General features: G+C 61.1%; 16 protein-coding genes. 11 read left to right on the top strand and 5 right to left on the bottom strand.

The window, feature by feature from the left end; all coding sequences use genetic code 11:
* Nucleotides 1-310 precede the first annotated feature (310 nt).
* The 8 genes from ACFWHB_RS21485 to mnmE all read left to right on the top strand — a co-directional run bounded on the left by ACFWHB_RS21485 (nucleotide 311) and on the right by mnmE (nucleotide 6,655).
* A complete protein-coding gene (locus ACFWHB_RS21485; protein ID WP_106885375.1) occupies nucleotides 311-1,069 on the top strand; it encodes an amino acid ABC transporter substrate-binding protein in 759 nt (252 codons plus the stop codon).
* Nucleotides 1,070-1,738: an amino acid ABC transporter permease gene (locus tag ACFWHB_RS21480; protein WP_025328884.1), complete on the top strand. Its 669-nt coding sequence runs from the start codon at nucleotides 1,070-1,072 to the stop codon at nucleotides 1,736-1,738.
* Nucleotides 1,739-1,831: 93 nt separating this feature from the next.
* Nucleotides 1,832-2,566 carry an amino acid ABC transporter ATP-binding protein gene (locus tag ACFWHB_RS21475; protein ID WP_106885376.1) on the top strand — a complete coding sequence of 245 codons (735 nt, stop codon included), beginning with the start codon at nucleotides 1,832-1,834 and terminating at the stop codon, nucleotides 2,564-2,566.
* A gap of 269 nt (nucleotides 2,567-2,835) precedes the next feature.
* On the top strand, nucleotides 2,836-2,970 hold the full coding sequence (gene rpmH, locus ACFWHB_RS21470; protein ID WP_005307156.1) for a 50S ribosomal protein L34: 135 nt from the start codon (nucleotides 2,836-2,838) through the stop codon (nucleotides 2,968-2,970).
* Nucleotides 2,970-3,329 (top strand): ribonuclease P protein component, encoded by a 360-nt coding sequence (gene rnpA / locus ACFWHB_RS21465; protein WP_025328882.1) that lies wholly within the window; start codon nucleotides 2,970-2,972, stop codon nucleotides 3,327-3,329. The genes rpmH and rnpA overlap by 1 nt, the downstream gene beginning before the upstream one ends.
* Nucleotides 3,296-3,544 carry a membrane protein insertion efficiency factor YidD gene (yidD, locus tag ACFWHB_RS21460; protein WP_010672280.1) on the top strand — a complete coding sequence of 83 codons (249 nt, stop codon included), beginning with the start codon at nucleotides 3,296-3,298 and terminating at the stop codon, nucleotides 3,542-3,544. The genes rnpA and yidD overlap by 34 nt, the downstream gene beginning before the upstream one ends.
* 5 nt (nucleotides 3,545-3,549) lie before the next feature.
* Nucleotides 3,550-5,196, top strand: coding sequence for a membrane protein insertase YidC (gene yidC / locus ACFWHB_RS21455; RefSeq protein WP_106885377.1), 1,647 nt, complete (start codon nucleotides 3,550-3,552; stop codon nucleotides 5,194-5,196).
* 97 nt (nucleotides 5,197-5,293) lie between these two features.
* The gene (mnmE, locus tag ACFWHB_RS21450; protein ID WP_395949221.1) at nucleotides 5,294-6,655 is read left to right on the top strand and encodes a tRNA uridine-5-carboxymethylaminomethyl(34) synthesis GTPase MnmE; all 1,362 of its coding nucleotides are present in this window, start codon (nucleotides 5,294-5,296) and stop codon (nucleotides 6,653-6,655) included.
* Nucleotides 6,656-6,727: 72 nt separating this feature from the next.
* Here mnmE and fhuB read toward each other — a convergent pair whose 3' ends face one another.
* From fhuB to ACFWHB_RS21425, 5 genes are all read right to left on the bottom strand, one after another.
* Nucleotides 6,728-8,710, bottom strand: a complete 1,983-nt coding sequence (gene fhuB / locus ACFWHB_RS21445; protein WP_395949219.1) for a Fe(3+)-hydroxamate ABC transporter permease FhuB — start codon at nucleotides 8,708-8,710, stop codon at nucleotides 6,728-6,730.
* Nucleotides 8,707-9,624 (bottom strand): ABC transporter substrate-binding protein, encoded by a 918-nt coding sequence (locus ACFWHB_RS21440; RefSeq protein WP_395949218.1) that lies wholly within the window; start codon nucleotides 9,622-9,624, stop codon nucleotides 8,707-8,709. Before ACFWHB_RS21440 ends, fhuB begins: the two co-directional genes overlap by 4 nt.
* A gap of 13 nt (nucleotides 9,625-9,637) precedes the next feature.
* Entirely contained in the window at nucleotides 9,638-10,402 is a 765-nt protein-coding gene (locus ACFWHB_RS21435) for an ATP-binding cassette domain-containing protein (protein WP_106885380.1), read from the bottom strand.
* Between the two features lie 54 nt (nucleotides 10,403-10,456).
* Entirely contained in the window at nucleotides 10,457-12,103 is a 1,647-nt protein-coding gene (locus ACFWHB_RS21430) for a multidrug ABC transporter permease/ATP-binding protein (protein ID WP_111911359.1), read from the bottom strand.
* 61 nt (nucleotides 12,104-12,164) lie between these two features.
* The gene (locus tag ACFWHB_RS21425; RefSeq protein WP_111911357.1) at nucleotides 12,165-14,273 is read right to left on the bottom strand and encodes a TonB-dependent siderophore receptor; all 2,109 of its coding nucleotides are present in this window, start codon (nucleotides 14,271-14,273) and stop codon (nucleotides 12,165-12,167) included.
* Nucleotides 14,274-14,658: 385 nt separating this feature from the next.
* Between ACFWHB_RS21425 and mioC the strand changes: the two genes are divergently transcribed.
* From mioC to rsmG, 3 genes are all read left to right on the top strand, one after another.
* Nucleotides 14,659-15,108, top strand: coding sequence for an FMN-binding protein MioC (gene mioC / locus ACFWHB_RS21420; RefSeq protein ID WP_395949217.1), 450 nt, complete (start codon nucleotides 14,659-14,661; stop codon nucleotides 15,106-15,108).
* Nucleotides 15,109-15,616: 508 nt separating this feature from the next.
* Nucleotides 15,617-17,506 (top strand): tRNA uridine-5-carboxymethylaminomethyl(34) synthesis enzyme MnmG, encoded by a 1,890-nt coding sequence (mnmG, locus tag ACFWHB_RS21415; RefSeq protein WP_395949216.1) that lies wholly within the window; start codon nucleotides 15,617-15,619, stop codon nucleotides 17,504-17,506.
* 21 nt (nucleotides 17,507-17,527) lie between these two features.
* On the top strand, nucleotides 17,528-18,154 hold the full coding sequence (gene rsmG, locus ACFWHB_RS21410) for a 16S rRNA (guanine(527)-N(7))-methyltransferase RsmG (protein WP_395949215.1): 627 nt from the start codon (nucleotides 17,528-17,530) through the stop codon (nucleotides 18,152-18,154).
* The last annotated feature ends 13 nt before the right edge of the window (nucleotides 18,155-18,167 follow it).

Raw genomic sequence — 18,167 nt, 5'->3', positions numbered from 1 at the left:
TCTAGACTCCCGTCAATTGATTAAGTAAAGACCGGCTATTCTACGTTTTTAGTGGCTGGATCTCCAGTTGCCGCCGCACGGATCCAGCAAATAAGATCCTTGACTTTCAAGGATCCAACGCCCCAGGATCTGATTTCATCCCCAAAGTTACCCACAGCCACCGAGCGGCGATGTGGACAGAATGAGACCCTGCTGCTGCGGTTATTTTATATAACCAAATATCATTTATTCTTTATATTTTATTCCAATAACATCAGCGCCAACCCGTGAATACAACTAAAAATACAGAACTACAGAGAGAGGAATCCCCATGAAATCCACCATCAAGCTGATCTCCGGCGCCGCCATTCTGCTGGCCAGCCTGTCCGGCCAGGCCATCGCCCAGGAAACCATCAAGGTCGGCATGTCCGGCAAGTATTTCCCGTTCACCTTCGTCAAGCAGGACAAGCTGCAAGGCTTCGAGGTGGATATGTGGAACCAGATCGGTGAGCGCACCGGTTACAAGGTCGAGTTCGTCACCGCCAGCTTCTCCGGCCTGTTTGGCATGCTGGAAACCGGTCGCGTCGATACCATCTCCAACCAGATCACCATCACCGACGAGCGCAAGGCCAAGTACGCCTTCTCCCAGCCCTACGTCTATGACGGCGCCCAGATAGTGGTGCGCAAGGGCAACAGCACCATCCACGGTCTCAAGGATCTGGAAGGCAAGACGGTCGCGGTGAACCTGGGCTCCAACTTCGAAGAGCTGCTGCGCAAGAACGACCCGAACAAGAAGATCGACATCCGCACCTATGACTCCAGCTTCGAGCAGGACGTTGCCCTGGGTCGCATCGATGCCTTCGTGATGGACCGCGTCTCCACCGCCCAGCTGATCAAGGAATCCAAACTGCCGCTGCAACAGGCCGGCGCACCGTTCGAGACCATCGAAAACGCCCTGCCCTTCCTGAAGACCCCGGAAAAACAGGCAGTGCTGAAGAAGGTCGACGAGGCACTGACCGCCATGCGTAAAGACGGTTCCCTGACCAAGATCTCGGAAAAATGGTTCGCAGCGGACATCACCAGCAAATAAATGATGGAATTTGATCTCGAGTACACGCTAGGGCTGTTCCCCATCCTGCTCAAATACCTGGGCACTACGATGGAAATGGCCCTGTGGGGATTCGTATTGGCACTCGTACTGTCGCTGGCCCTGGCGATAGTACGGGTGTTTCGCGTTCCCGCAATTCACTGGCTGGCGATGCTGTATATCTCGTTCTTCCGGGGGACTCCCCTGCTCGTCCAGCTGTTCCTGCTCTACTACGGGCTGCCGCAACTGTTCCCCATCTTCGTGGGGATGGATGCCTTTACCGCCGCCATCATAGGTCTGACCCTGCACTTCGCCGCCTACATGGCCGAGTCGATCCGGGCCGCCATTCTCGGCATCCACAAGAGCCAGATGGAAGCGGCGCTCAGCATCGGCATGAGTCGTTATCAGGCGATGCGGCGGATCATACTGCCGCAGGCGGCCCGCATCGCGACGCCGTCGCTGATGAACTACTTCATCGACATGATCAAGAGCACCTCGCTGGCGTTTACCCTAGGGGTGGCCGAGATCATGGGCAAGGCGCAGATGGAGGCCTCCTCCTCCTTCAAGTTCTTCGAGAGCTTCATGGCGGTGGCCCTGGTCTACTGGGTGGTGGTCATCATCTTTACCCGCTTGCAGCACCTGCTGGAAGTACGCCTCAATCGTGCTTACTAAGAGGATGCCAGCGATGATGAACAAGCCATTACCCACTTGCGGCACAGGCTGCAAGTACCTCTCAACAGCCGCGCCTATTGAAGGAGACCTGTCATGATCAAGTTAACGGGTCTTGCCAAGGCCTATGACGGCAATCAGGTATTGAACGGCATCGATCTGGAGGTGAAAAAGGGGGACATTGTCGTCATCATCGGCCCCTCCGGCACCGGAAAATCGACCCTGCTGCGCTGCCTGAACCTGCTGGAAACCCCGGATGCAGGCACCCTTGCCATCGACGACCTTGAGCTGGATCTGGCCCATGCCAGCGAGCAGCAGGCCATAGAGCTGCGCAAGCGCGCCTCCTTCGTGTTCCAGAACTATGCCCTGTTCGCCAACAAGACGGCGCTGGACAACATAGCCGAGGGGCTGATCACCGTCTGGAAACAGCCGAAGGCGGAGGCCAGGGCCACCGCCCTTGGCATCCTCAAGGACATAGGCCTCGCCGACAAGCAGGATGCCTACCCGGCGTCCCTGTCCGGCGGACAGCAGCAGCGGGTCGGCATAGGCCGCGCCATGGCGGCTCACTCCAAGGTCATCCTGTTTGACGAGCCCACCTCGGCCCTCGATCCCGAATGGGTCGACGAGGTGCTGGGGTTGATGAAGGAGCTCGCCCGCCAGCACCAGACCATGGTGGTGGTGACCCACGAGATCGAGTTCGCCCGTGATGTCGCCGATCGGGTGATCTTCATGGAGGGGGGCCGGATCGTCGAACAGGGCCCGCCGGATCAGATATTGGTCGATCCCAAGGATCCCCGTACCCGGGAGTTCTTGCGGAAAGTCCTTAAATAGCTCTCTCTTTGGCGGCCTGGCCGCCTTTTTTCTTGGTGGATCCTTGTTTAACCCGGGGTTGCCAGTATAATTCGGGGCCCTTGATCCTCCGGATCCTGCCAGCTTCTCCTGCTTATTGTTGAGCCAGAAGAAGATGAGAGGGAACGGCGGATTGACGAGAAGCCGAACTCTGTTTAGAATTCGGCCTCTTTTGCTAGTCGTCACACGCTATAGCTGGCGCGTCGGCTAAGTGTGACAATCAAAACTGTACAGAAATACGGAATCGAATCATGAAACGTACTTTTCAACCGTCCAACCTGAAGCGCAAGCGCTCTCACGGTTTCCGCGCTCGCATGGCTACCGCCAACGGCCGCAAAGTTCTGGCCGCTCGTCGTGCCAAGGGTCGTGCCCGCCTGGTAGTCTAATGCCTACCCAGCACACCTTCTCTCGGGAGTTACGTCTGTTAACTCCCGAACACTTCAAACGCGTTTTCGCCGAGCCTGTCCGGGCCGCTTCTCCGCAAATTACGCTTCTTGCTTGCCCCAATTCCCTCGAACACCCCCGTCTTGGCCTGGCTGTGCCCAAAAAAGCACTCAAGCGTGCCGTCTGGCGTAACCGTGTCAAACGAGTGGTACGGGAGAGCTTCCGTCTCAATCAGGCCAATCTGCCCGCTATCGACATCGTCGTCATAGCCAAGGGTGGCGTAAAGGAGATGGACAACGAAGAGCTGTTCAAGTTACTGGAAAAGCTATGGCGCACTCTGTCACGCCGTTGCAATGGGTAGCTATCAAACTGATACGCCTGTATCAGCTAATCATTAGTCCCCTGCTCGGGCCGCGCTGCCGTTTCACCCCGACTTGTTCCCAATTTGCGATAGAAGCAATCCGACTTCACGGTTTCATAAAAGGCGTTTGGTTAGCCAGCAAACGTCTATTAAAATGCCATCCCTTATCCGAGGGTGGTTATGACCCGGTTCCGCAACCAAAGCGAAGAAACTGAAGACTATGGAATCACAACGCAATTTACTCCTGATCGGTTTGCTGTTCGTGAGCTTCTTGCTCTGGCAACAGTGGGAGTCCGACAAGGCTCCGAAGCCGGCCCCGACTACCGTGGCCCAAACCGAACATTTCGTACCTGAAGCCGGTCAGACCGGTGATATTCCTCAGGTTTCCGAGCAAGCCAACGCCACTACCGCACGCAAGCTTGTCACCGTCTCCTCCGACGTGCTCAAGCTGACCCTGGATACCCAGGGCGGTGACATCGTCTCTGCCGAACTGCTGGCCCACAAGCTGGAAGAAGGCAAGGAACAGCCGTTCACCCTGCTGACCAGCCAGCCTGCGCACCTCTATGTTGCCCAGAGTGGTCTGGTGGGTCGCGATGGTCCTGACAGCCAGCCCCAGGGTCGTCCCACCTACGAAGCCGCCCAGACCAGCTACCAGCTGGCCGACGGTCAGGATCAAGTCGTCGTGCCGATGACCTGGACCGACAGCAAGGGCGTGGTCTTCACCAAGGAGTTCGTGCTCAAGCGCGGTGACTACGCCATCGGCGTCGATTACAAGATCGACAACAAGTCTGCCGAGCCGGTTCAGGTGCAGTTCTACGGTCAGCTGAAGCAGACAGTAACCACGCCGAAGGACCAGGAAGGTCATGCCATGGTGGCCAGTGCCTACCGTGGTGGTGCCTTCTCCAGCGAAGATACCCGCTACAAGAAGTACACCTTCGACGAGATGAAGGATGCCGACCTGAACAAGACCACCAAGGGTGGTTGGGTCGCCATGCTGCAGCACTACTTCGTCTCTGCCTGGGCACCGAACGCCGAGGACACCAACAGCTTCTACAGCCGCGTGATCCCGGGTAAAGACCAGGCCATCATAGGCTACAAGGCGCCGCTGGTTGACGTGGCTGCCGGTCAGCAGGCCGAAGTGAGCGGCAAGCTGTGGGTCGGTCCCAAGTTGCAGGATCAGATGGCCAAGGTGGCAAACCACCTGGACCTGACCGTCGACTACGGCTGGCTCTGGTTCATCGCCCAGCCGCTGCACTGGTTGCTGACCGTGTTCCACGGTTTCGTCCAGAACTGGGGCCTGGCCATCATCATGCTGACCCTGCTGGTACGCGGCATCATGTTCCCGCTGACCAAGGCCCAGTACACCTCCATGGCCAAGATGCGCATGCTGCAACCCAAGCTGGCAGCGCTCAAGGAACGCTTCGGTGACGATCGCCAGAAGATGTCCCAGGGCATGATGGAGCTGTACAAGAAGGAAAAGGTCAACCCGCTCGGTGGCTGTCTGCCGATCCTGGTGCAGATGCCCATCTTCATCGCCCTCTACTGGGCACTGATGGAGTCTGTCGAGCTGCGTCACGCGCCGTTCGCCCTGTGGATCACCGACCTGTCGGTGAAGGACCCCTTCTTCGTGCTGCCAATCCTCATGGGTGCCTCCATGTGGTATCTGCAGAAGATGAGCCCGACCACCATCACGGACCCGATGCAGCAGAAGGTGATGCAGTTCATGCCGATCATCTTCACCTTCATGTTCCTCTGGTTCCCGGCAGGTCTGACCCTGTACTGGCTGGTGAGCAACGTCATCTCCATCATCCAGCAGACCATCATCTATCGTCAGCTGGAGAAGAAAGGCCTGCACTCACGCACTTGATGCGCAGCCCATCTTCCCTGATGACAAAAGAGGCGGCCCTGGGGCCGCCTTTTTTATTACAATGTCCCCCAATTACCGAACAGACGAGTCAAGCAAGATGACAACAGATACGATCGTGGCCCAGGCCACCGCCCCCGGCCGGGGTGGCGTCGGCATAGTCCGCGTCTCAGGCCCCGCCGCCGAACGAGTCGCCGAAATCGTGCTCGGTCGACTGCCCAGGGTGCGCTATGCCGAATATCTGCAGTTCAAGGACGAGCAGGGCCAGCCCCTGGATCAGGGCATAGCCCTGCTGTTCAAGGCCCCCAACAGCTTCACCGGCGAGGATGTGCTGGAGCTGCAAGGCCACGGCGGCCCCGTCATCCTGGACATGCTGATCCGCCGTATCCTGCAAATCGAGGGCATACGCCCCGCCCGTCCCGGCGAGTTCAGCGAACGCGCCTTCCTCAACGACAAGCTGGATCTGGCCCAGGCCGAGGCCATCGCCGACCTGATCGAAGCCTCCAGCGAACAGGCAGCCCGCAGCGCCATGCACTCCCTGCAGGGGCAGTTCTCCGGCAAGATCCAGCAACTGGTGGAGAGTCTCACCAGATTGAGGATCTATGTGGAGGCCGCCATCGACTTCCCGGACGAGGAGATCGACTTCCTCTCAGACGGCAAGGTCGCGGGGGATCTGTACGGCATCATGGCAGAGCTGGATGGCGTACGTGGCGAGGCCAAGCAGGGGGCCCTGCTGCGGGAAGGGATGAAGGTGGTGATCGCCGGCCGTCCCAACGCCGGCAAGTCCAGCCTGCTCAACGCCCTGGCCGGGCGCGAATCCGCCATAGTCACCGAAATAGCCGGCACCACCCGCGACGTGCTGCGGGAACACATCCACCTGGACGGCATGCCGCTGCACATCATAGACACCGCCGGCCTGCGCGATACCCAGGACAAGGTGGAGCAGATCGGCATAGAACGCGCCTGGGCCGAAATAGAGCAGGCCGACCGGGTGCTCTTCATGGTGGATGGCACCACCACGGATGCGGTCGACCCGCGGGAGATCTGGCCGGAATTTGTTGATCGGTTGCCAAAAAACATCGGCCTCACGGTAGTGCGCAACAAGGCCGACCTGACCGGCGAGGATCTGGAACCTAGCCAGGAACTGGGCCACGCCGTCTACCGCATCTCAGCCAAGACAGAGCTGGGGCTGCCCGCCCTGCGCGAGCACCTGAAAGCCTGCATGGGCTTCCAGGGCAACACCGAAGGGGGCTTCATGGCCCGCCGCCGTCACCTGGATGCCCTGGAGCGCGCCGCCGAGCGGCTGCTGGTGGCCAAGGAGCAGCTCGAGGTCTATGTGGCCGGCGAGCTGGTGGCCGAGGAGCTGCGCCTGGCGCAGGAGTCCCTGTCCGAGATCACCGGCGAGTTCAGCTCGGACGATCTGCTGGGCCGCATCTTCTCCAGCTTCTGCATCGGCAAATAAGCCGGTACGGCAGACAATGAAAAGCCCGGGATGATCCCGGGCTTTTTTTTTGTGCATTTTTTCATCACAACCCTAGAGGCGACGCAGGCACCACATGAAGTAAGCGCCCCCTAACAGGGTGGAGACCAGCCCGACCGGCACCTCCTGCGGGAACAGGATCTGCTGGCCGATCCAGTCCGCCAACACCATCAGCAGGGCCCCGCACCCTGCCGCACCGAGCAGGTGCCAGCGGGCCCGCACCAGCCCCATCAGCTTGGCCATGTGGGGGGCCAGCAAGCCGGCGAAGGAGAGCGGCCCTATGACCATGGTCGCGCTGGCGGTGAGCACGGCCACCAGCAGCAAGATGATGAGCTGGGCACGGTTGAGACGAATACCGAGCGCCGTCGCCACCGCCGGCCCCATGGGCATCAGATCGAGCCAGCGGCTCACCAGCAGGCAAGCCGCCAGCATCAGCAGCGCCAACCCTGTCAGGCCATAGGCCACCGGCAGGGTGACGTAATAGGTGGAGCCGGACATCCAGGAGAGCAGCTGCTGCACTCGCAGATCGCCGTTGGCCAGGGCGATGGCCTGCAGCGGCTCGAACAGCGCCGTGATGGCGATGCCGGAGAGCAGGATCCGCTCAGGCTGGAAGCCGTGCTTGCGGTTGACCAGCACCAGCAGCAAGAGGCAGCCGAAAGCGCCGATCAGGCCCCCAAGCATCATCATGGGCAGCGGCAGAGCGGGTAGCAGCAAGGCCGTCGCTATCACCCCCATAAAGGTGCCGCCGCTCACCCCCAGCAGCTCGGGGCTCGCCATGGGGTTGTTGCTGACCCGCTGCAGCAGGGTGCCCGCCAGGGCCAGCAAGACCCCGGCCGCGCCCGCCGCCAGGGTACGCGGCAGGCGCCACTCCAGCTGGGCCTGCCACCTGAGCCAGCTCGGCCAGCTCCAGCCGTGCATCCCCTGCCCGACCAGCAGGGACGCAACCACCGCCAATGCCAGCCCCATCAGCAGCAGGCTGATGAGGCGAGCAGGTGCGCCATGGCGTGCCACCGTCAGGCCGCTGGCGGCCTTGGGGGCACCCGACTTGAAGGCAAGCCGAGGGATCAGCCAGAGCAGCAGCGGCGCCCCCAGCAGTGCCGTCATGGCCCCGGTCGGGATCAGCACAGGCCAGAAGCGACTCATGGATTGCAGCAGCAGATCCGTGGCCGCCAGCAGCAAGGCACCCAGTATGGGGGCCCACAGCAGGCGCTGGCCGAGTTGCCTCACCCCCAGCAGTCGCACCATGGCCGGCGCCGCCAGCCCGATAAAGCCGATCAGCCCCACCACGCTCACCACACAGGCGGTGACGAAGACCGCGAGCCCAAGTCCGGCGAAGCGCAGCTGCTTGAGGGAGACCCCCAGACTGCGGGCGCTGGCATCGTCCAGCTCCAGCACGCCCAGGGGGCGGACCAGCAGGGCGGCCAGGGCCCCGGCTACCAGCAGCCGCGGCAGCAGGTAGAGGACGCCGCTCCAGCTGCTCTGGGCCAATGAGCCGCTGCCCCACACCAGCAGGCCCTTGAGCTCCTCCTGGAAGAAGAGCAGCAGCCCCATGCTGATGGCCGCGAGATAGAGGTTGATCACCAGCCCGGCGAACACGATGACCACGGGATTGAGCTGGCGACGCCAGGCCAGGGCAAACACCAGCCCCATGGCGAGGCTGCCACCGGCCATGGCGATCCACTCCCTGCCGATCAGCAGCCAGGAGGGAGCGAACAGGGTCACCATCATCAGCGCCAGCTGGGCGCCGGAGGCCACCCCGAGCGTGGTGGGGGACGCGAGGGGATTGCGCAGCACCTGCTGCATCAGGGTGCCAGCGAGACCGAGAGCGGCACCGGCCAGCAGGCAGACCACCAGTCGCGGCAGCCAGCTGAAGTGGATGACAGCCTGGCGGGCGTCGTCCAGCCTGGGAGAGAAGAGCGCTTGCCACCAGAGGGAGCCCGGCAGCTGGCGCGCCAGCTCACCACAGGCCAGCACCAGGGTCAGCGCCAGCAGGCAGAGGCCCGGGCGCAGCAAGGGAGAGGAGACAAAACGGTTCATTGGGCTTCTCCCTTGAGGGTCACGCTTGCCTGCTCCTGCAGGGCCTCGCCGAGCAAGGTGGCGAAACGACGGGCGGCCAGCATGCCGCCGAAACTCCAGGTCGCGGGCAGATGCAGCACAGGCGTGTTCTGTACCAGCGGCAGGTGCTGCCAGAGCCCGGGTTCCTGCAGTTTTTCACTCACCCCCACGGGAATGGGATCCACCACCACCAGCCTGGCCTCGGGAATGGCCAAGAACTGCTCGAGACTGGCCACCGAGAAGCCCCAGGCGTTGGTCTCCCCCTGCCAGGCATTGCGCAGGCCGAGCCGCTGCATCACCGCCTCGAACAGGCTGTGACGGCCAAACACCCGCACATGGCGCTCGTCGATGAACTGCACCACCAGCAAGGGGGGCAGATCGGCGGGCAGCGCCCCCTTCATCTGTGCCAGATCCCGCTCCAGCGCGGCGAGCTGGCGCTCGGCCTCGGCGGTTCTGTTCACCAGCGCGGCTATGGTCAGTGTCGCCTCGCGCAGTCGCGGCCACAGCTCGGCATCGGGTTCATAGAGGGTGATGGACTGCACCGGCGCGATGCGGGACAGGGTCGGCTCAAGCGGTGCCGCCAGCGGGGAGATGAGAATGAGATCGGGCTTGAGCTCCGCCAGCAGCTCCCGGTTGGGCTGGGCCCGCAGGCCTATGTCGATCACCTCGGCGGGGAGCCGGGGTTCGCCGACCCAGGCGCGATAGGAGTTCACATCCCCCATGGCCAGCGGGGTCACGCCGAGGGCCAGCAGGGTTTCGGCTATGGTCCAGTCCACGGTGGCGATGCGCGGAACCGTGCCGCCGGCAGCAGGGGCTGCGGGCTGCGACTCTGCCTGCGCCGCCAGCGGCAACAGCAGGCTGACGAGGCAGGAGGCAATCTTCAGTAGACGATTCAAGAGAGGACCCCGGCTAGACGATGGCGATGGCGTGGTCATGGGCCGGGTGGCGAATGACTTCCATCGGGATGCCGTAGATGGCATGCAGGGTCTCGCCGGTCATGATGCGCGAAGGCTCGCCATGGGTCAGCAGACGGCCGGAGTGGAGCGCCACCAGCCGATCGCAGAAGCGGGACGCCATGTTGATGTCGTGAATGACGATGATGACCCCGAGGTTGAGCTGGCGACTGAGCTGCTTGACGAGCGCGAGCACCTCCACCTGGTGGGCCACATCCAGCGCGGCCAGCGGCTCGTCCAGCAGGATGAAGCGGCTCTCCTGGGCCAGCAGCATGGCCAGCCAGACCCGGCCCCGCTCGCCGCCGGAGAGGGTATCCACCAGCCGGTCGGCAAACCCCTCGGTATGGGTCAGTGCTATGGCCTTGTCGACCTGGCGGTGATCGGCCTCCCCCATTCGCCCCAGCAGACCACGCCAGGGATAGCGCCCCATCTCCACCAGTTCACGGCCAAGCAGATTCTCGGCGCTCGGCAGATGTTGTGGCAGATAGGCGACCTGACGGGCGAAGTCCCGGTTGCCCCAGTCGGACAGCGGCTTGTCATCGAACAGTATCTCCCCATCGCTCAAGGGCTGCTGGCGTGCCAGCAGCTTGAGCAGGGTGGATTTGCCCGAGCCGTTGTGGCCGATGAGGCCATAGACCTGACCCTGCTCGAAGCGCAGGCTGGTGGGTTGCAGCAGCGTGCGGTCATTGACCGCGAAGCTCGCGGCTTTCATCTCAAACATGATTCATTCCTGTGCTGAAGGGGACAGGCTCTCGCCTCCCCCTTGCGGCCGGCATCAGACCGGCACCTCGCTATCCAGATGGGCGACGGCATCCCGGCTCACCTGCTCGCGCCGCTCGCCGGTCAGCTCGGTGAGGCGGCCCTGACGCATCTCCAGCAGGCGATCCGCCAGGGAGAAATAGAGATCGTCGTGGCTGATGGCGATCACCGTCTTGCCCATCTCCTTCAGGCGCGGTAACAGCACCTGATAGAAGATGCGGCGGAACTGGGGATCCTGATCCGCCGCCCACTCGTCAAACAGCATCACCTCGCGCTGCTCCGCCAGTGCCAGCAGCAGGGCGACCCGCTTGCGCTGCCCCTGGGAGAGATCGATGTTGGCGATGAAGCCTTCCTCTATGACGAGCTTGCTGCCCATCTGCAGCCGCTCCAGCCACTCGGCTACCAGGGCCTCTTTCGGCTCAGGCCCCAGCAGGTGCTGGAACAGGTGGTAGTCGGTGAAGATGGCGGAGAAGAGCGCCAGGTAGGCGTTGCGATCGGCGATGGGCTCACCATCCAGCAGGATCCGGCCAGAGACAGGCTGATAGAGCCCGGTCAGCAGCATGGCCAGGGTCGACTTGCCGGAGCCGTTGCCGCCTATGATGAAGATCTGCTCCCCCCGCTCAATGGTCAGATTGATGGGCCCCACGGCGAAGCCGCCCTCCCCCTGATAGTGAAAGCTCACCTGCTCCAGCTCGATCCGTTGCCAGGCACTGGGGGCCGGTGGCAGCGGGAAGGCGGGTTCCGGCTCGGCCAGATTCAGGGTCGCTATCTTGTCGAACGCCACCTGGGCCGAGATCAGGGTCGGCAGGGCGCCAATGCCCTGCAACAGCGGGGTGCGCAGGAACAGCAGGGTCAGGGCGAAGGTGGCGGCCACATTGGTGTTGGCCCAGCCGAGGCCATTGGCCAGGAAGAAGACCAGGCCTATGGCCCCCAGCATCATGATGTTCGACCAGTTCACCGCGCTCAGGTGATAGGTATCGGCGCGGATGATCTGCTCCCGGTAATCCCGGGCGTTCTGCTCATAGAGCTGGTGGTAGACGAAGTGGGCACGCTCGCGATTGAGCGCCAGCTCCTTGCTGCCGGCGATGATGGACTGGTAGTTCTGGTAGAGCCTGTCTTCGGCCTGACGCATCTGGGCCAGGTGACGATAGACCCGGTTCACCAGCAGCCAGCCCACCACCATGGTCACTGTGACCCAGAGGGCGGTGACACCGAGCAGGGCGGGAGAGAGCAAGCCGAGGTAAATGATGGAACCCAGGGTAAGCACCAGCCCCTGCACCAGCTCCGGCAGACGCACGAAGGCGATGGTGATCTGGCCGATGTCGCTGGAGAGGGAGGCCAGCAGCGGCCCCTGCCCAATCTGGCGAATGCGGGCGACGTCGGTGTCCAGCAGTTGCTTGAGCAGGCGGCCGCGCAACCCGTAGACGAAATGATGACCGAGGGTAGTCAGGGCTAGCTGGGATCCGAGCGTGATCACCAGCAACAGCAGAATGAGGCCGAGCAGTTGGCCAAGGATCGGCAGCGGATCGCCGACTGACTCGATAAGAGATTGATTGATAAAGGCAATGACGCCTATCCCACTCACAGCGCTGAGCAGACTGAGCAGGGTAATGGCGATGAAGGGCCAACGGTATTGGCGGTAAACCAGTGACAAGAGTTCCATGACAGGCCTGTATACAAAAAGAAGGAGGGCGGGAGCTTGAGGCTCCCGCCCGGCCTGTATCTTACCAGCGGTAGTTGACTGAGCCGACTATGCTGCGCGGCTCACCGTAGTAGCAGTAGTAATCACAGCTCGCCACATAGGTGTCGTTCAGCAGGTTGTTGACGTTGACCTGGGCACGCCAGTTCTTGGCGAAGTCATACCCGATCATCGCATCCCACACCGTCTGGGCCGGCACCTGGGCCGAACCGTAGATGGGGTTGTAGTTGGCATCCACGGCACCTATGCCGACGCTGGAGCCGATGTAACGCACCCCGGTGCCCACTTCCAGCCCGGAGACCGGACCCTGCTGCACCTTGTAGTTGCCCCAGAAGGAGGCCTGGTGACGCGGGATCAGGCTGGCCTGGCGATCACCGTTGCCGGTGTCGTTGGTCTTGGCGTCGGTATAGGTATAAGCAGCGGTCAGGCGCAGCGCCTCTGTGGCCTGCACGCTACCTTCCAGTTCGACGCCCTGGGAGGTCACTTCGCCAGCCTGGGTCTGCTGGCCTGAGCCTGTAGAGACCAGCGAGTTGGTCTGCTCCAGATCGAACAGCGCCAGGTTGATGTAGCCATCGAGGAAGCTGGGTGCGTACTTGATGCCGGTCTCGTACAGCTTGCCCTCGAGCGGCTTGTAGGAGTTCTTGGTGTTGGGATCTATACCCGGCAGCACCTCGAACGACTCCGCATAGGCGAAGTAAGGGGAGAGGCCGTTGTCGGCCAGGTACATCAGGCTGCCGGAGAGCGAGAGGTTGTCGTCGTACTGTTTCTCGTTCTTGCTGGTGGCTTCGCTGATGTTGTGGGTCTCCACATAGTCGAAGCGGCCGCCGGCGGTCAGCAACCAGCGATCGTCCCAACGGATCTGGTGCTGGGCATAGAGGCCGCTCTGGCCCTTGGTGTTCTTCTGATAGGTGGCGGTGGACTCATCGAAACCGGGGAAGCCGCTGTAATCCGGATTCATGGTATCGATGGATCCCATGCCGTAGTTGTCGGCCTCGACCCCTTCGTTCACATGACGCTGCAGATCGATCCCCAGCAGCAGAGTCTGCTCGGTGCGATCCGTGTTCCAGTAACCCACCATCTGGTTGTCCATGGTGGCGCTCTTGGTGTCGCCATCCCGGTAGACCAGGCCACGGTAGGCGGTGGTGCCTTCGTAAGTCGGGAAGATATAGGTCTGGCGCAGCAGCAGATCGTTGTAGTTGAAGCGGACGTTCTGCTTGAACTCCCAGGTCTGGTTGAACTGGTGGGCCAGCTCGTAACCGGTGGAGATCTGGGTATTGCGGTTGCGATCGTAATCCGGCTGACTCAGGTTGGTGCCGGGATCGATCTGGCCGCCCGAGGTGTTCAGGGTGCCATAGACGGGGAAGAAACCGTTGGTGGGCACCCCTTCGTCGTGCAGGAAACTGGCCAGCAGGGTGAGGCTGGTGCGATCCGAGATATCCAGGGTCACGCTCGGCGCCAAGTAGGCGCGCTCGTTGTAAGTGCCATCCAGCACGCCGTCGCGCTCCTTATAGAGCGCAACCATGCGATAACGGCTGTCGTCGGTCAGATCGTCGGAGAAGTCGACCCCGACCTGGCGCAGATCCCGGTTGCCCAGTTGCAGATTGACCAACCCTTGCGGGGTCGCGGTCGGACGTTTGCTGATGGAGTTGATCACGCCGCCGGGAGGGGCCTCGCCGTAGAGGATGGAGGCCGGGCCTTTCAGCACTTCCACACTTTCCAGGCCGAAGGGCTCGGGGGTCCACACATAGTAGCCGGTGCTGAACAGGCGGTTGCCATCCAGGTAGGAGGCGGCGTCGAAGCCACGTACCTTGAACCAGTCGGTGTTGTTGTCAGAGCCATAGAGGCCGGTGAGCACGCCGGAGCGGTAGCGCACTGACTCGTCGAGCTGAAGCACGGCGTGCTGATCCAGCTCCTCGCGATTGACCACGGAGACGGCGCGCGGGGTCTCTGCCATGGGCACTTCGACCTTCATGGCGGTGCCGGTGACCACCATGGTTTCAGCCGCCTTGGGCAGCTCTTTATCCGCTTGTTCCGCAGCCAGAACGGGCAGGCTAGCCAGCAGGCAGGAGAGCGGCAACAGCTGAGCCCCCTTCTTTCGCATCACTGCATTTTGGGTATTTTTTTGCGCAATCATATAAGTGTCTCAAATATCAATGAGTTATATTTTGGTTTCTTATTATGGGTGCCCAATGCGGCCGGTCTGCCCGACTCCTTAGGCGAATAAATCGGCACAATGCTACTACAAGAGCCATGATCGAATCGATTCAATAATTGCTAATCATTTGCATCTCTATTGTTACCTGTTGTATCAACGGACGATATTTCCGGCAGAAAGACTCATTCAGGAGGGTGATCAAGAGAAGGGAACACAGGGGAAGATGAAAAAAGATGGCGAGGGCGGCCTCTGCCATAAAAATCGTGAAGGATCCTTATCCCCAAGCTTTATCCATATTTATCCACATCCTTTGGCGGTAGAATCCCGGCTCTCCGTTTCTTTCGATGACATCAGGATCCATTCCATGGCCAAACTCAATCTTGTCGTCGGCTCCATGCTGGGCGCCGCCGAATATGTCGCAGATCATGTCGCCAGCCTGCTGGAACAGGCGGGCCACCAGACCCGGCTCCACAACCCGGCCAGCCTGGCCGAGGTGCTGGCGGAGCCGGATGCCATCCTGTTGGTGATCACTTCGACCCATGGTGCCGGCGACGTGCCCGACAATCTTCAGCCCTTCGCCAAGGATCTTGCCGACCAGCATCCGGATCTCAACGCCTTGAAATATGGGGTGATCGGGCTTGGGGACCGCAGTTATGACACCTTCTGTCAGGGTGGCAAGACGCTGGATCGGCTGCTGGCCGAGTGCGGCGCCAGCCGGATCGGGGATCGTCTGGAGATAGACGTGACCCAGCACGAGATCCCGGAAGATGCCGCCGAAGCCTGGATCCATGACTGGATGCAGATGATCGCCTGATCAGGGCGTGGGAGATCCGGTAAAAACACCTTGATCTCCCCGCTTATCCCCAAATTCCTATCCACCAGGTTATTAACAGATAGATCCGGGAGAGTTGTTCTACACGGTTACCCACAACGCCCAGGGGTAATGTGCATAACTATAGTGTTAAGCTCTGTAAAACCTATAGTTATCCATGTATGAGATCTTATCCAGTTCTGGTCTGTGTATAAAACCACTGGTTATCCCCCCGTTCACGGCCCTGGGATCCAAGCTTTTCCACAAGCTGGGATCGTCTTTAAACGGATGATCTTTATGATCAAAAAGGGCTTATCAACAGAAATCGTGGATCCTAATAAAAGATCCAGTAAAAGATCGATCTAAAGATCCTTAAGATCTACTAACGGATCCTGCATCCATACTGATCCTGAAGTAGACGTTCCCCTCAAGAGGCTAAACGGATAGAATGATCCGCCCTTCAGCCCAGGCAAATAAAGATCTTCAGGCGTGCAGATCAAGGTGATCCCCAATGCAATACCATGAACAATTTGATGTGATCGTCGTCGGTGGCGGTCATGCAGGAACCGAAGCAGCAACAGCGGCCGCCCGTATGGGCCTGAATACCCTGTTGCTGACCCACAACATCGATACGCTGGGACATATGTCCTGTAATCCGGCGATCGGCGGGATCGGCAAGGGACACCTGGTCAAGGAAGTGGATGCCCTGGGCGGGATCATGGCGCAGGCCATCGATCTTGGCGGGATCCAGTTTCGTACCCTCAACTCCTCCAAAGGGCCCGCGGTGCGTGCCACCCGTGCCCAGGCGGATCGCCTGCTTTACAAGGCCGTGGTGCGCCAGACCCTGGAAAATTACCCGAACCTGAAGATCTTCCAGCAAGCCTGTGACGATCTCGTCATGGACGGGGATCGTGTCGCCGGTGTGGTCACCCAGAGCGGGATCCGCATCAGCGGCAAGACGGTGGTGCTGACGGTAGGGACCTTCCTGAACGGCCTGATCCACATCGGGATGGAAAACTACAAGGGCGGCCGCGCCGGGGATCCTCCCTCGATCGCCCTGGCCCAGCGTCTGCGCGAGCTGCCGCTGCGTATCGATCGGCTCAAGACAGGCACGCCGCCACGCATCGATGCCCGCACCGTGGATCTCTCCGTGATGCAGCAGCAACACGGTGACGATCCTCGCCCCGTCTTCTCGTTCATCGGCAACGCCAGCCAGCACCCGCGTCAGGTGCCCTGCTACGTTACCCACACCAACGAGAAGACCCACGAGGTGATCCGCAACAACCTGGATCGCAGCCCCATGTACGCCGGGGTGATCGAGGGGATAGGCCCCCGTTACTGCCCGTCGATCGAGGACAAGATCACCCGCTTCGCCGACAAGACGGCGCACCAGATCTTCGTCGAGCCAGAAGGCCTGAGCACCCACGAGCTCTACCCGAACGGGATCTCCACCAGCCTGCCGTTCGACGTGCAGGTGCAGATCGTCCGCTCGATCCGTGGCTTCGAGAATGCCCACATCACCCGTCCCGGCTACGCCATCGAATACGACTTCTTCGATCCGCGGGATCTCAAGGCCAACATGGAGAGCAAGTGCATTCCAAACCTCTTCTTCGCCGGCCAGATCAACGGCACCACAGGCTATGAAGAGGCGGCCGCCCAGGGGCTGATGGCCGGTCTGAACGCCGGTCTGCGCGCCCAGGGCAAGGATGCCTGGCATCCCCGCCGGGATCAGGCCTACATGGGCGTGATGATGGACGATCTCTCCACCCTGGGCACTCGCGAGCCCTACCGCATGTTCACCAGCCGCGCCGAATACCGTCTGCTGCTGCGGGAAGACAACGCCGATCTGCGCCTGACCGCCATAGGTCGCGAGCTGGGCCTGGTGGATGACCATCGCTGGAGCCTGTTCAACACCAAGATGGAGCAGGTGGAGCTGGAGCGTCAGCGCATGCGTTCGACCTGGATCCACCCGCAGCACCCGTCGCTGGAGGCGGTCAACGCCCTGGTCAACACGCCCCTGACCCGGGAGCAGAGTCTGGAAGAGCTGCTGCGTCGCCCCGAGGTGACCTACGATGCCCTGATGGCCATCGAGGGGGTCGGCCCGGCGCTGGAAGACGCGGCCGCGGCGGATCAGGTGGAGATCCAGATCAAGTACGCCGGCTACATCGAGCGCCAGCACGACGAGGTGGAGAAGCAACTGCGCAACGAGAACACCCTGTTGCCGCTGGACATGAACTACCGCGACGTGAACGGTCTCTCCAACGAGGTGATCGCCAAGCTGAATGATGCCAAGCCGCAGACCATAGGTCAGGCCTCACGCATCTCCGGCATCACCCCGGCGGCCATCTCCATCCTGCTGGTTCACCTGAAGAAACACGGCCTGCTGCGTAAAACCGCCTGAGGATCCTTACCGTTGGAAAATATGCTGGAAAGATTGAACGGCCTGCTCATGCAGGCCGGTATTGTTATCACCGACACTCAAAAGACCCAGTTGGTGCAGTTGGTTGAGTTGCTGCACAAGTGGAACAAGGCTTACAATCTCACCTCGGTGCGAGATCCGGACGCCATGCTGGTCAAGCACATCCTCGACAGCCTGGTGGTGAGCCCTCACCTGCACGGTGAGCGTTTCATCGATGTGGGCACAGGCCCGGGCCTGCCCGGCCTGCCGCTGGCCATCATCAATCCGGACAAGCAGTTCGTGCTGCTCGACAGCCTGGGCAAGCGGATCAATTTTATCCGCCAGGTGATCCAGGAGCTGGGGCTGAACAATGTGACGCCCGTCAAATCCCGGGTGGAAGAGTATCAACCCGAGGTGGGTTTCGATGGGGTACTCAGTCGGGCCTTCGCCTCGCTGGAGGACATGTTGAACTGGTGTCACCATCTGCCGTCACCCGGGGGCAGCTTCCTGGCGCTCAAGGGACAATACCCCGAGCAGGAACTGGCACAGTTGCCTGCCAGCATTCGTCTGGTTGCCACCCATCAGCTGGTGGTGCCCGAACTGGAAGGCGAGCGTCATCTGCTGGAGTTTAAAGCCATCCAGCCCGAATAGGGCCGCCGTATTC

Source organism: Aeromonas mytilicola subsp. aquatica (assembly GCF_044336385.1).
Taxonomy (GTDB): domain Bacteria; phylum Pseudomonadota; class Gammaproteobacteria; order Enterobacterales; family Aeromonadaceae; genus Aeromonas; species Aeromonas rivipollensis.
The sequence above is the reverse complement of the archived record's forward strand: the minus strand, read 5'-3'. Positions and strand labels throughout refer to the sequence as shown.

Coding starts and splice junctions, on each gene's coding strand:
- ACFWHB_RS21485 (WP_106885375.1), top strand. CDS start 311: ATGAAATCCACCATCAAGCTGATCTCCGGCGCCGCCATTCTGCTGGCC.
- ACFWHB_RS21480 (WP_025328884.1), top strand. CDS start 1,070: ATGATGGAATTTGATCTCGAGTACACGCTAGGGCTGTTCCCCATCCTG.
- ACFWHB_RS21475 (WP_106885376.1), top strand. CDS start 1,832: ATGATCAAGTTAACGGGTCTTGCCAAGGCCTATGACGGCAATCAGGTA.
- rpmH (WP_005307156.1), top strand. CDS start 2,836: ATGAAACGTACTTTTCAACCGTCCAACCTGAAGCGCAAGCGCTCTCAC.
- rnpA (WP_025328882.1), top strand. CDS start 2,970: ATGCCTACCCAGCACACCTTCTCTCGGGAGTTACGTCTGTTAACTCCC.
- yidD (WP_010672280.1), top strand. CDS start 3,296: ATGGCGCACTCTGTCACGCCGTTGCAATGGGTAGCTATCAAACTGATA.
- yidC (WP_106885377.1), top strand. CDS start 3,550: ATGGAATCACAACGCAATTTACTCCTGATCGGTTTGCTGTTCGTGAGC.
- mnmE (WP_395949221.1), top strand. CDS start 5,294: ATGACAACAGATACGATCGTGGCCCAGGCCACCGCCCCCGGCCGGGGT.
- fhuB (WP_395949219.1), bottom strand. CDS start 8,710: ATGAACCGTTTTGTCTCCTCTCCCTTGCTGCGCCCGGGCCTCTGCCTG.
- ACFWHB_RS21435 (WP_106885380.1), bottom strand. CDS start 10,402: ATGTTTGAGATGAAAGCCGCGAGCTTCGCGGTCAATGACCGCACGCTG.
- ACFWHB_RS21430 (WP_111911359.1), bottom strand. CDS start 12,103: ATGGAACTCTTGTCACTGGTTTACCGCCAATACCGTTGGCCCTTCATC.
- ACFWHB_RS21425 (WP_111911357.1), bottom strand. CDS start 14,273: ATGATTGCGCAAAAAAATACCCAAAATGCAGTGATGCGAAAGAAGGGG.
- mioC (WP_395949217.1), top strand. CDS start 14,659: ATGGCCAAACTCAATCTTGTCGTCGGCTCCATGCTGGGCGCCGCCGAA.
- mnmG (WP_395949216.1), top strand. CDS start 15,617: ATGCAATACCATGAACAATTTGATGTGATCGTCGTCGGTGGCGGTCAT.
- rsmG (WP_395949215.1), top strand. CDS start 17,528: ATGCTGGAAAGATTGAACGGCCTGCTCATGCAGGCCGGTATTGTTATC.